The 13,716-nt window shown below is 41.7% G+C and carries 8 protein-coding genes; 6 read left to right on the forward strand and 2 right to left on the reverse strand.

Features of this window, described 5'->3' with window-relative positions; all coding sequences use genetic code 11:
* Nucleotides 1-591 precede the first annotated feature (591 nt).
* Nucleotides 592-1,050 carry a pentapeptide repeat-containing protein gene (locus tag NWP22_RS06115; protein WP_271732710.1) on the forward strand — a complete coding sequence of 153 codons (459 nt, stop codon included), beginning with the start codon at nt 592-594 and terminating at the stop codon, nt 1,048-1,050.
* 902 nt (nt 1,051-1,952) lie between these two features.
* A complete protein-coding gene (locus NWP22_RS06120) occupies nt 1,953-2,390 on the forward strand; it encodes a CAAD domain-containing protein (RefSeq protein WP_271732709.1) in 438 nt (145 codons plus the stop codon).
* A gap of 188 nt (nt 2,391-2,578) precedes the next feature.
* On the opposite strand, the gene NWP22_RS06125 is transcribed toward NWP22_RS06120, so the two are convergent.
* Together NWP22_RS06125 and petH are read right to left on the reverse strand one after the other, a co-directional pair.
* Nucleotides 2,579-3,865, reverse strand: coding sequence for a homoserine dehydrogenase (locus tag NWP22_RS06125; protein WP_271732707.1), 1,287 nt, complete (start codon nt 3,863-3,865; stop codon nt 2,579-2,581).
* A gap of 166 nt (nt 3,866-4,031) precedes the next feature.
* Complete coding sequence (gene petH, locus NWP22_RS06130) at nt 4,032-5,375, reverse strand: bifunctional rod-capping linker CpcD/ferredoxin--NADP reductase PetH (RefSeq protein WP_271732705.1); 1,344 nt, start codon at nt 5,373-5,375, stop codon at nt 4,032-4,034.
* 980 nt (nt 5,376-6,355) lie between these two features.
* Here petH and NWP22_RS06135 point away from each other — a divergent pair.
* From NWP22_RS06135 to pcrA, 4 genes are all read left to right on the forward strand, one after another.
* On the forward strand, nt 6,356-7,360 hold the full coding sequence (locus NWP22_RS06135; protein ID WP_271732704.1) for a phosphoribulokinase: 1,005 nt from the start codon (nt 6,356-6,358) through the stop codon (nt 7,358-7,360).
* Nucleotides 7,361-7,729: 369 nt separating this feature from the next.
* Complete coding sequence (metK, locus tag NWP22_RS06140; RefSeq protein ID WP_271732703.1) at nt 7,730-8,992, forward strand: methionine adenosyltransferase; 1,263 nt, start codon at nt 7,730-7,732, stop codon at nt 8,990-8,992.
* 510 nt (nt 8,993-9,502) lie between these two features.
* The gene (locus NWP22_RS06145; protein ID WP_280801628.1) at nt 9,503-11,215 is read left to right on the forward strand and encodes a sensor histidine kinase; all 1,713 of its coding nucleotides are present in this window, start codon (nt 9,503-9,505) and stop codon (nt 11,213-11,215) included.
* Nucleotides 11,216-11,288: 73 nt separating this feature from the next.
* Nucleotides 11,289-13,613 carry a DNA helicase PcrA gene (gene pcrA, locus NWP22_RS06150; RefSeq protein ID WP_280801629.1) on the forward strand — a complete coding sequence of 775 codons (2,325 nt, stop codon included), beginning with the start codon at nt 11,289-11,291 and terminating at the stop codon, nt 13,611-13,613.
* The last annotated feature ends 103 nt before the right edge of the window (nt 13,614-13,716 follow it).

The following is a 13,716-nucleotide window of genomic DNA, read 5'->3' on the forward strand; positions in this document are numbered from 1 at the left end:
CTATTGCCTTATTACCAAAGGAACGTTTGTAATTCCTGACCCCGGTTGAAATATAGCATTTCCCATGCTCGTGAGGTACAATTTTTTTTAGTTTGAGGGAACACACCGAACACCGGAATAGGGAATAGGGAATAGGGAATAGGGAATAGGGAATTGGTGTGTACTTCATGAGCCTGAAAAAGGCTATAAATAATTATCTGATTTCTTGAGGGAGCTAAACTCCCTCTTTTGCTTTCTATCCTCGTAAATTAGTATATGAGGGATTTTATAGTGCTTTATAATACTGCTTTTTCATTTTATACACTGTCATTTTCCTAGTATTCAACGACAGATTAATACTCCCTGTGAAACTATACAAAATAATACAGCTTATTCACAATATTTAACATTACCTTAATCATCCAAATCAGTAGATTTGATGGCTAAGTAATCGCCCAAAAACCTAGTTAACACTAGGTCTCACATCACCAAACCATTTATATAAGCTCACTATCAACTTGTGTATGAAAATCAAAATTTTCGAGAATTTAGTGAGATAATAAGAACGTGAGGAAAAGAACGGATTTAGTTGAAGGATGAGGGGGAAAACATATGAAAACCCAGCTATTCGCGGTTCTGGCCTTAGCAACTCCCCTAATTATAATTAGCAGAGTTAACGCTGGTAATTACCAGGATTTACAAAGGCTAAATTTAACAAGAGAATGTGTTGAGTGCGATTTATCAGGAGTTAACCTCAGAGGTGCTCATTTAATTGGTGCTGATTTACGAGGTGCAAATCTCTCCGGCGCTAACCTCGAAGGAGTCAATCTTGAAGGCGCAGATTTAACTAATGCTAATTTGAAGGGTGCAAATTTAACTTCCGCTTTGCTAACCAACGTTAATTTCAAGGAAGCTAATCTCAACGGAGCAAATCTGACTCGCGCTCAGATTTATGACTCTAATGTCTATGGTGCATCCATGGATGACATGGTAATCACTGGTGCAGAAATTTATCATACTGGAATCGGTATTGGTGGAGATGCGGCAGATATGTTCCCCGACTGGGATTAGCACCTCTTTAAGCTTCTCCTGTCTGAAGATAGGAGGCTTTCTCAAGAGTCCATAAAAGAACTTTCTTAGGCGCACTGAAAGCGCCTTTACTAATTGCGCTTAATTGATACTCCGCAGTATCAACAGTATTCAGTTGGAATAACAAAAATATAGTCAGATATTAATATCTGTGGTATTATAGCATTTCCCATGCTCGTGAGGTACAATTTTTTTTAGTTTGAGGGAACACACCGAACACACCGAACACACCGAACACCGGAATAGGGAATAGGGAATAGGGAATAGGGAATTGGTGTGTACTTCATGAGCCTGAAAAAGGCTATATCTATTCTTTGATATGATTCTGAGTAGTAATAACGTCAACTTAAATACCATAAAATATATTTTATGTCAAGTGTATTTAAAGACATAAAAATTTTTATTACATATTAAGATGAATTTTCAATGAGTTAATTCACGAAGGCGGCTTAAGATAGCTTGAATATCAGTTAAAATCAGCCTTTAAACTTGTATAAATGTGAGGTAGTCTGATTTTGGCATGATTTGATTGTCAGAACCCGGATCTCAAGATAGGCAGCTTCGTGCCTTCACGTTGAAATAGCTCACCTGCCATGGTATGGGATAATCACAACCTGACGATTCCAACTGATTTACAAAATCTAGAACCCAGAAAGCCGATTTTAAGAGCTATTGCCGCTTTCTGACTTCTATCCCCATGCTGACTGTCTACCTTGTAGTTGATGCAGTAGAGCTGATGAGGCAATTATGGTTATGGGACACTCAAAGCTTTTGTGGATCCAAACCAATTGTACTGATGCCCTCGTGCATTGCCTAATCAACAGCCTTTTGGTTGTCATTGTCCGGATTAGATAAACTCAACTGTTCAATCTATAGGAGTGAAAATGCAAGAACCGGAATACCCAGAAACCAAATCTCAAGAGGCAGCAGTGCCAGATATTAATAACCAAACAGGAAGCATTACTAAACTCCAGCCTCCTATGCAATCTCAAGAGCAATGGCAAAAATACGGTGAACAAATCTCTGGTTTTTTAGCAACACTGCCCGAGTACTTGGGAAGCTTCTTTAATCAATATAAGCAGCCCTTGGTTAGTGTTGGTTTAATTGTCGCAGCAATTGTTTCGGTTAAGGTACTTTTGGCAATATTAGACTCTTTGAATGATATTCCTTTAGTAGCACCGACTTTTGAATTGATTGGTATTGGCTACTCGGCTTGGTTCGTTTATCGCTATTTGCTCAAAGCCTCGACCCGGAAAGAGCTAACTAGTGAAATCACCACTCTAAAATCGCAAGTTGTCGGCAAAAATAGCCCGGAAGGTTAATTAATCCTGGTGGCAATTCCCCCAGTCCGTTGTCAAGGATCTGGGGGATGGTAACTAGTTGGCAAGATATCGGCTCGACATTACTACTCGGGTTTGCTTAGGGTCTAATCTTGCTTAATATTATCTAGTTATCTAGGTGTTCCTAGTGATATTGGCAATATCTCGATTAAATGTCCACTTGTCTCCTGTTACAGCACTCGCAGTAAGCTGGGAATACTATCAATGGCCTCTAAATTCTCAATTTCTGCCAAGGCTTGCCGAAAATCTCCTTCTCGGACATCGTGGGTGACAACAACAATTTCTGCGAGTCCTCCCTGAAAGCCCGTTTGCACTACTGACTCTAAGCTAACGCTATAATTGCCAAAGCAAGTACCCAATTTTCCAATCACTCCAGGTTGGTCTTTGGTCAGGAAACGCGCATAAAATCGCGTCACTAGTTCTGTTATGGGGGCAATTTGACAATAATCTTGGTGTCCACAGCTTAATAGTGGATTTGGCTTGGTTGTACTGGTTTTGAGGACAGCAACTAAATTCAAGATATCTGAGGTCACAGCACTAGCCGTGGCACCCGCACCAGCACCAGGACCAAAAAACATTACCTGCCCAATTGGTTCTCCTTCTACAAGAATCGCATTATAAACACCGTTAATACTGGCTAATGGATGTGTTTTGGGTACTAAGGTGGGATGAACTCTGACAGACAGAGGAGATGAGTCTGTGTATTGTTTAGCGATCGCTAATAATTTAATCACAAATCCCAATTTTTCGGCGTAGGTAATATCTGTCTTGGTGACTTGCCTAATGCCTTCACAATAGACATCTTCCAGGTTGATGCGTCCACCAAAGCCTAGTGATGCCAGAATGGCAATTTTATCTGCTGCGTCTAAACCGTCCACATCAGCGGTGGGGTCAGCTTCTGCGTAACCTAATCTCTGGGCATCGGCTAAGACATCGCTGAAGTTGCTACCTTCCGTTTGCATCCGGGTAAGGATGTAGTTAGTTGTGCCATTAATTATACCAGTAACAGTATTAATACGGTTAACACTTAAGGACTGCTTTAGAGGTTGAATCACTGGGATGCCGCCCCCCACAGCAGCTTCTAACATCACATATACCCCCGATTGGTTGGCAGTTGTAAAAATTTCTGACCCAAAACGCGCAATGGCGGCTTTATTCGCAGTGACAACCTGTTTACCATTCTTTAAAGCTGTGAGCATCAGCGATCGCGCTGGTTCTAGTCCACCGATTAACTCAACCACTATATCCACAGCCGGATCGTTAACAATGGCTTCTAAATCTGTAGTTAACACATGGGATGGTAATTCTACCTCCCGGATTTTGTCGAGCGATCGCACTCCCACCCGATATATTTCTATTTCCTGCAATAACGGGTTACGTCCCACCACATCTTGCAGTAATTGCACTGTACCTGTGGCGACAGTGCCCAATCCTAATATTCCTAGTTTCACGGCCACAAATTTTGCACCCTATTTTCTGCTTCGTGTAAATCAAGCACCGAGAAATCTGTTCTCAGCTATCCAATAAAACAATTTTAGGGTGGGTTATTCACCCACCCTACTGACTGTCCTTTTATCCTTTGTTAGTCGCCTCAGTCTAATGAGTCATGACTATGGACTTAACTTAGTAAGTTTCCACGTGCCAACGATGAGCCTTTTTGAGTTCCTTTTGGTAATCCTTCCAAACTACTCCTTCCTTAGCCGCCGCAGCTGTCAGGGCTTCATCAATACCACCTTCCATACCACGTAAACCGCAGATGTAAGTGTGAGTTTTTTCTTCTTTAATCAATTGCCACAGTTCATCTGCGTGTTCTGCCACACGGTCTTGGATATACATCCTACCGCCTTGGGCATTTTTCTGTTCCCGGCTAATGGCATAGGTCAGGCGGAAGTTATCAGGATATTTCTCCTGCATTTCCTCGAGTTCTTCTTTATATAAGATGTTCGCACTGGTGGGCACACCAAATATCAGCCAAGAGAATCCTTGGAACTGGTATTCTGGGTTAGCAGCTTTTTCTGCATCCTTAAACATCCGCCATAGGTAAGCCCGCATAGGAGCAATACCTGTTCCCGTTGCCATCATAATTACTTTAGCGTCAGGATCATCAGGTAACAACATTTCCTTACCCACCGGTCCAGTGATTTTCACTTCTGCGCCGGGTTCCAAGAAACACAGATGAGTAGAGCAAACACCATAGACTGTTTCCCCGGTTTCCGGGTGCTTGTACTCTAACTGACGGACACATAGCGACACTGTTTGATCATCCACATCATCACCATGACGGGTGGAAGCAATGGAATACAATCTGAGTTTTTCAGGCTTGCCGTTCTTATCTACACCCGGGGGAATAATGCCAATGCTTTGCCCTTCTACGTATTTTAAATCACTGCCAGTCAGGTCAAACTTCAGGTGCTGAACAATACCAATACCGCCCTCTTTAACCAGTGGCTCATTAGATATACACTTACCAACAAATGGGGCATTAGGACGATAAGTGTTCACAGGAACGTCAGCACCTTTTTTGGCTTTTGCTTGAGTCATGGTGTTACCTTTCTTGTCCTTCTTCTTGTGCTGTTCTTCAGCTGGTGGTTTAGCAAAGCCCTTGACTTCACTATTTGCATTCACAGGTGTGGCTTTACCATTTCCCTCACTGTTAGCAGATGTTTCAGACGTAACTACAGACTCTTGGTTGTTTTCAGCACTTTTATGAGAGCCTTTACCATTCAGTTGTTCTAGAGCACTTACACATTGGATACTAACAATTTTGCCGCCTAGGCGAGTGATCCGTCGCATTTCTTGATTCATGCGGTTGTAAGGTACTCTGATGAACACACTGCCACTTTTGCGAATTGGGTAGTTTGTTTGATCAGTTTCTTCGTTTTGGCGCAGACCCACCACTTCGTAAACGAAGACGCGGCTACCTAATTCTCTATTGGCAGCACCCTCAACAGCACCTTGATTGTACATTCTTTCTCACACTCCGATTTTTACTTAACCGTTTCTCAAAAATTCTTTCCTTTTGCCAGTTTTAGTTTATCGGATTTTCGGTTACTAAAACTGACGCCTTGGGAAAGCGGCATCATCAGCTAATGCCTTACTAGGATCACTCACCAAAGACATACAGGGATAGCAAAAAACACACCTGTTCACCTTCTAAGGTATAGGAGAAATTTTGGGCATAATGTTAATATTGAGTCAATTTAATCTTTTTTTTCGTGAAATACTACCCCTGTGAGGGAGATAGCTTTTCACCGCCCAAGGGCTAAGATACAATGACTTTTGACACTCTCACCGCTATAAAGGCAGTTTTAGCGGCAGATTTTTGCCACATCAGGGTTTGTCTAGTTTGCAGTTATCTCTGCCCTAAAACCCTCTCCAGATTTACCTGCACAAGCATTTGTTCAAGCCTATATCAAGGCATTAACGTTCACTGTATTTCCGTTCCCGGCATTGCTCGGTACTAGGATTTTTTAACACGTCTCTGGTGATCCTTCTTGCACAACCCATTATATCACCGGCGGCTAATTCTAATTTGATTATTTAGAAAAATTGTCACCTTAAATAAATTATACCAGAACCCCCCAATAAATATAAGTGTAAAACTTTCACGCAACGGTTTTAAGAATGATCCCTGGTCATTTAAAATGAATAACTAAATCATGAGGATGCTTGTAAAGCAGGAGATTCTTTCCCACAGCAAATATTGTGGTGGAATACCCACTTCTGTTAAGATCAAGGACACCACTAGGATTAAATACTTACCCGTCAGGTAATTAAATATTAGCCGGATGAAATACAACTATAACTTGGTTGTATGTCCGTCTCAATATTTCATATGCCTGTGGAGTAGCAAGAACACAGGATCAACTAATGGCGTCAACTCCTGGTTTCAAAATCTTCTGTGTGAAAAAATATTGATTGACACATTTAGTATTTAGAGGAAATTTATGACAACTAAACCCGAACGCGTGGTATTGATTGGAGTAGCCGGAGACTCAGGATGCGGTAAATCTACCTTTTTGCGTCGTTTAATAGATTTATTTGGTGAAGAGTTCATGACAGTTATCTGTCTAGATGACTATCATTCCCTAGATCGCAAACAGCGTAAAGAAACTGGGATAACTGCACTTGACCCCAGAGCCAACAATTTTGACCTGATGTATGAGCAAATCAAAGCGCTCAAAGAAGGTCAAGTGATTAATAAGCCGATTTATAACCACGAAACCGGTATGATCGATCCACCCGAGCGCGTCGAGCCCAATCACATCATAGTTGTGGAAGGACTACATCCTTTATATGACGAGCGCGTGCGATCGCTACTTGATTTCAGCGTCTATTTCGATATTAGTGATGAAGTCAAAATTGCCTGGAAAATCCAGCGGGATATGGCAGAAAGGGGACATCGCTACGAAGACGTTTTAGCTCAAATCAATTCTCGTAAACCCGATTTTGAAAAATTCATCGAGCCACAAAGAGAATTCGCTGATGTGGTGCTGCAAGTACTCCCCACGAACCTGATTAAAAATGATACTGAGCGCAAAGTCCTACGGGTACGTATGCTCCAACGTGAAGACAAGGAAGGATTTGAACCAACCTACTTGTTTGATGAAGGTTCAACCATTAACTGGACACCTTGCGGACGGAAACTCACTTGCTCGTATCCTGGTATGCAAGTATACTATGGATCCGATGTTTACTACGGACGTTACGTTTCTGTATTAGAAATAGACGGTCAATTTGACAACCTTGATGAAGTTATTTATATCGAAACCCATCTGAGTAAAACATCCACCAAATATCAAGGTGAGATGACTCACTTGCTACTCCAACACCGTGAGTATCCAGGTTCCAACAATGGAACTGGGCTGTTCCAAGTGCTGGCAGGTTTGAAAATGCGTAGCGTCTACGAGCGGTTAACAGCAAAAGAAGCTAAACTGGCAGTTCAAGTTTAAGTCGTCTTTAGCTGTGTCGGATGTTTCGGGGGTACTTCTGGGTTTCCCCCTTTCTTGTATCAGCAAAATATTTCAGTTCACCAGCTATGTGGTAGCAGTGATTATTCCTTAACGACACCTAAGATAGCTTGGCTAGGGTAGCCATGGGGTGGGGGGTATGTACCCTCAATAACTAATCACTACTGACTACCCAAGCAAATCTTATCGTACTCATAGAGTACTTAACGTCAATGTGTAATTTGAAAAAAATAAATCAAATACTAACTGCTGAGTGCATAAATATTGTTATGATTTCATACATTAGTTGCTGAACTAAATAAATAACCAAAATTTAGCCAGTAACAACTATTGGAACAGGAGGAATGCTCTTTGTCTAGACGTTATTTATTTACCTCCGAATCAGTTACCGAAGGTCATCCAGATAAGATATGCGATCAGATTTCTGATACTATCCTAGATACCTTACTGACAGAAGACCCCAGCAGTCGTGTCGCAGCTGAGGTAGTAGTTAATACTGGTTTGGTGCTAATAACTGGTGAAATTACTAGTAAAGCCCATGTGAATTACGTTAACATTGCCCGTAAGAAAATAGCCGAAATTGGCTACATAGATGCTGTTAATGGCTTTTCTGCGGGCAGCGCCAGTGTTCTCATAGCTTTAGATGAACAATCACCCGACATCGCCCAGGGTGTTAATACCGCCCAAGAAACACGCCAGCAGGCTAGTGATCAACTATTCGATCAAATTGGCGCGGGTGACCAAGGTATAATGTTCGGTTTTGCCTGCAACGAAACACCAGAACTGATGCCCTTACCCATAAGTCTTGCTCACCGGATTGCTCGCAGACTGGCAGTAGTTCGCAAAACAGGTGAATTGCCATACCTCCGCCCCGACGGCAAAACACAAGTGACTGTGGCCTACGAAGACGGATATCCGGTAGGTATTGACACTATTCTGATTTCGACTCAGCACACAGAAGCTATCAATGAAATTACCGAGGAAGTGGCAATACAAGCCAAAATTAAACAGGACCTCTGGTCAGCAGTAGTAAAACCTGTTTTTGGTGACATTGACATTAAGCCAGATCACAAAACACGTTTCTTAGTCAACCCCACTGGCAAATTTGTCATTGGTGGACCCCAAGGAGACTCTGGTCTGACAGGACGGAAAATTATTGTTGATACCTACGGTGGCTATTCCCGTCATGGCGGCGGCGCTTTTTCCGGTAAAGACCCCACAAAGGTAGACCGTTCTGCTGCTTATGCTGCTCGCTATATGGCCAAGAATATTGTCGCGGCTGGTTTGGCTCAAAAGTGTGAAGTTCAGCTAAGTTATGCCATTGGTGTAGCGCGACCAGTGAGCATTTTTCTGGAAACCTTCGGTACTGGGAAAGTGGATGATCAAACTTTACTGGAATTAGTCAAAGACCAATTTGAACTACGTCCAGCAGGGATTATCGATACTTTCAATCTACGTAACTTACCAAGTGAACGAGGCGGACGTTTTTATCAGGACATCGCAGCTTACGGTCACTTTGGGCGGAATGATTTAGATTTGCCTTGGGAGCGCACCGATAAAGCTGAATTGTTGAAGCAGCTAGTAACACAGTCGCTTTCCGCTGCTGTCCACTAAAGACTGTAGCAACAGTGTCAAGATAGCCATATAACCCTTGCAATGGGACTGGGTTTTCTAGGTTCCCCATCAAAAAACCTAGATTAACTCTGTGCATTTCTAAGAGTTAGAGCTAATATAGGAGGCATACAGCCAATAGTCCTAATATTGCCACAAATAACGTAATTATCTGTGTACCCAGCGGTCATTAGGGACGGGTTAACAGATATGATCAACCATTAAGCATGACATCCACAAACCCCCCTACTTTGTGTATATATCTGTTCTATGGTTACACCAGGCAATCTATAGGTATACCTGATTCAGGTGAGAACTGGTATAGTGGTCAGGAAGCTGGACTAATCAGGGATTTTTGTATCTTCGTAAAATAATTTATCCTTGATAATTATCTAGTCATTAATTCCTTATTCTATGACAAAAGATCATGTCAAATGCTAATCATGAATAAATGTGATCTTAAAAGCAAGGCTGATGGGGTTATATTGGCGGGAGGTTCAGGAGATTTGATCAATGCAAACTCAAAAACCAATTCCTCTTAATAGCAGTTCCAAAAGCAAAAAAGTGCCAGCAGAAGAGCCTTTGACTGAACTCCCAACTATAGAATTTCCCTCACAGGGGAAACTCAAAGCCAGTTCCTGGCGCATACATCAAAAGATTGGTTATGGTTATTTTGTAGCCATCGGAATTGGCTTTTTTGGCGCACTTACTGGATTAGTAATTGCCAATTACTACAGAGGAAGAGAAATCAGACAATTCAATCAAGCCCAAGAACAAAGACAACTACTTACAAATTATAAGGATGCGGTATTAGATGCACAATTCTATAGCTCCAATTTAGTGGCGGTCTTGGAAAATTCACAACGATTACTCAATAAAAAAACCAAATTTTTGCAAAGTGTTAAGACAGCTAAGAGTTTAGAGCAGGATATTGCCCAATATATAGACAGAAAGCCCGATAGATTAGCGGCAAACAGTTATAACTTACAAGTTTTATTACATGACTATGGTCTTAGCTTAACATCATACCTAAATGAAATAGAGACTGTCTTACAGGACATTGACCCTGAACCACAAAAGATTGCAGTTACACGAGAACAATTATTAAAAATCATGGCTGGTGAAACAGCCATGCAGCTCGACCAACTCTCACAAAGATTAACTAATATCCTGAAAATTGCCGAAAACCAAGAACAAGCAAGGCAACAAGACGTAGAGCAGGCTAAAAAAGTTGAGAGGTTTATTGTGATTATGAGTATGCTGGTATCAGTGGTCACTGCGGCCATTATTGCTTGGCGTACTAGTCGCGCGATCGCTGAACCAGTAATTACTGTAACTCAAGTAGCTGAACAAGTGGCAAGAAAATCTAATTTTGATTTACGCGCTCCCGTCACCACTGAAGATGAAATTGGCTTATTAGCCAAGTCCCTAAATCGATTAATTGAACGTGTATCTGAACGCACAAAGGAACTGGAACAAGCTAAAGAATTAGCCGAAGCTGCAAGTAGAGCCAAAAGCATATTTTTAGCCAACGTCAGCCACGAATTACGCACCCCATTAAATGCCGTGATTGGCTTGAGTCAACTGCTGCAAGATGACGCCACAGATTTAAATTTATCTCCAGATTTTATCACTGACTTAGAAACCATTAATTTGGCTGGTAGACATCTCCTAGAACTGATTAATGACATCCTGGACTTGTCAAAAATTGAAGCAGGGAAAATGACTCTCTACCCAGAGACATTCGACATTGCGGCGCTGATCAATAATGTGGTTCTGACAGTTAAATCCGCTATGGACAAAAATCAGAATATCCTAGAAGTGCATTGTGATCAGGAACTGGGTACAATGTACGCAGATCGCACGAGGATGAAGCAAGTATTATTAAACTTACTCAGTAATGCTGCTAAGTTTACCACCAATGGTAAGGTAACCTTAAACGTCAAACGGGAAAAGACATACGTACTCCCAGATAGTCCTTTTAGTATAATTACTTTCAGCGTCACTGATACAGGAATTGGGATGTCTGAGACTCAACAGCAACAATTATTTAAACCTTTTACACAGGGGGACACATCAACCACAAAAAGGTATGGTGGTACGGGATTGGGTTTAGCAATTACCCACCACTTTTGCCAGATGATGGGTGGTGAGGTTTTTGTTAAAAGCCAGTCCGGAGTGGGATCTACTTTCACTGTTCACTTACCACTGACTATGCAAGATTAAGGCAGGTAGGTAAAATCTTATGGCTCACATACTCTGCTAATATGCAAGTAGTCAATGATTTACCTACACGGCTATGACAACAACTACTGATTTTCTTAGCCATCTTAACTCCAGTCAGCGTCAAGCCGTCGAACACTATTGTGGTCCGCTATTAGTTGTTGCTGGTGCAGGTTCGGGTAAAACACGAGCGCTGACATATCGCATTGCTAACCTGATTCTCAAACACCGTGTTCATCCAGAGAATATCCTGGCGGTTACTTTTACTAATAAAGCTGCGCGGGAGATGAAGGAACGCATTCAAACGCTATTTGCTCAAGACTTGGCGATGAAACAACATGGCCAAAAATTTGAGGTGTTGACAGAATACCAGCAAATGCAGTTGCGATCGCAAGTCTATAAAAATACCATTAAAGACTTGTGGTGTGGGACTTTTCATAGTTTATTTTCTCGGATTCTCCGGTTTGATATTGAGAAATACCAAGATGAAAAAGGACGGATTTGGACTCGTAATTTTTCGATTTTTGATGAATCCGATGTCCAAAGTCTAGTTAAAGAGATTGTCAGCAAACAGCTAAATTTAGACGATAGGAAATTTGACCCGCGCTCTGTGCGCTATGCCATCAGTAACGCTAAAAATCAAGGCTTTTCACCCCGCGAGTTTGAGCGGCAACAACCCAATTATCGCGGGCGGGTGATCGCCGAGGTTTATAATTGTTATCAAGATAAGTTAGCAGAAAATAACGCTCTCGACTTTGATGATTTAATTCTCGTCCCTACAAGATTGTTTCAGCAAAACGAGCAGGTTTTAGGTTACTGGCATGGTAAGTTTGGCCATATCCTGGTAGATGAATATCAAGATACTAACCGCACTCAGTATGATTTGATTCGCTTGTTAGTGACTAATGGTGAAGAGAACAAGAGTGCATGGGAATGGCAAAACCGCTCAGTGTTTGTGGTGGGTGATGCAGACCAGTCTATTTACAGCTTCAGAATGGCTGACTTCACTATTTTATTAGAATTTCAGCAAGACTTCGGTGATGGTTTAGCTGATGATGATACCCGTTCCATGGTGAAGCTGGAAGAAAATTACCGTTCTTGTGAGAATATTCTGCAAGCAGCTAATGAATTAATCGAGAATAACACTCAACGTATTGATAAAGTCCTCAAACCCACCCGAGGAAGGGGTGAGGAAATTTATTGTCATAAAGCAGATAATGAAATTGAGGAAGCCCAGTTTGTCATTGAGCAAATTCTTGGTTTAGAACAGCAAAATCCTGAGTTAGACTGGGGTAGTTTTGCGATTCTTTATCGGACTAATGCCCAATCACGACCTTTTGAAGAGTTTTTAGTCAGGAATCAAATTCCTTATACTGTTGTGGGAGGAATGAAGTTTTATGATCGCAAAGAAATCAAAGATGTTTTAGCTTATCTCAGAGCGATCGCCAATCCTGCTGATACAGTTAGTTTACTGCGAATCATCAATACTCCCCGGCGCGGTATTGGTAAAACCACCATTGAAAGCTTAGTTAACGCCTCTCAAGAACTGGGGATAACCTTGTGGGAAATACTCAGTGATGAAACATCAGTTAATACATTGGCGGGAAGGTCGGCCAAAGCTGTGAATAACTTTGCTCAAATGATTAACAACTGCAAGGAAAAAGCCGCAACAGTTTCAGTTTCCCAACTTTTACAAGAACTGCTAGAGCAGTCTGGTTATACTCAAGACCTGAAAAACCAAGCCACAGATGAGGCCGAAGATAGAATTCAAAACGTTCAGGAACTTTATAACGCCGTACTCCAATTTCAAGAAGAAAGTGAGGACGTTTCCCTCACAGCCTTTTTGCAAAGTAGCGCCCTCAGTTCTGATTTGGATAATTTAAAAGCAGGGCAAAAGGCGGTATCTTTAATGACCTTGCACTCTTCTAAGGGGTTAGAATTTCCTGTGGTGTTTTTAGTGGGATTAGAACAGGGATTATTTCCTAATTACCGTTCTATTAACGACCCAGCAGCTTTAGAAGAAGAACGCCGCCTATGTTATGTTGGCATTACTCGCGCCCAAGAAAGGTTATATATATCATACGCCCGCGAACGTCGTTTATATGGTTCTCGTGAACCGGCGATGCGATCGCAATTTCTCAATGAATTACCAGAAGAATTATTAACTACTCACCATCAAAGCCGTCATACCCAGAGCAAAACTGCTGTCAAAGCTAGCGGTAAGCCTTATACAACCCAAACTTGGCAAGTTGGGGATAAGGTATTACATAAAGCATTTGGTATAGGTAAAATAACGCATATTTTCGGACAAGGGAATAAGGTATCCGTAGCGATTAAATTCGCCAGTTTGGGGCAGAAAATTGTTGACCCCCACCTAGCCCAGTTACAAAGAGTAGACTGATGGATTTAGCCAAGTCAATCCTCCTAGGAGCTATAAGAACGTTGGTCTTGAAGCAAGGAAGGCGTTTTAAGTTTGATAGTGCTAATTTATTTGGTGGGTATTA

The sequence above is a fragment of the Anabaenopsis tanganyikae CS-531 genome (assembly GCF_029891675.1).
Taxonomy (GTDB): Bacteria; Cyanobacteriota; Cyanobacteriia; order Cyanobacteriales; family Nostocaceae; genus Anabaenopsis; species Anabaenopsis arnoldii.

Bases quoted from the DNA above. Each gene is read 5' to 3' on its own strand.
- NWP22_RS06120 (WP_271732709.1), top strand. From the start codon at position 1,953: ATGCAAGAACCGGAATACCCAGAAACCAAATCTCAAGAGGCAGCAGTG.
- NWP22_RS06115 (WP_271732710.1), top strand. From the start codon at position 592: ATGAAAACCCAGCTATTCGCGGTTCTGGCCTTAGCAACTCCCCTAATT.
- pcrA (WP_280801629.1), top strand. From the start codon at position 11,289: ATGACAACAACTACTGATTTTCTTAGCCATCTTAACTCCAGTCAGCGT.
- petH (WP_271732705.1), bottom strand. From the start codon at position 5,375: ATGTACAATCAAGGTGCTGTTGAGGGTGCTGCCAATAGAGAATTAGGT.
- NWP22_RS06145 (WP_280801628.1), top strand. From the start codon at position 9,503: ATGCAAACTCAAAAACCAATTCCTCTTAATAGCAGTTCCAAAAGCAAA.
- NWP22_RS06135 (WP_271732704.1), top strand. From the start codon at position 6,356: ATGACAACTAAACCCGAACGCGTGGTATTGATTGGAGTAGCCGGAGAC.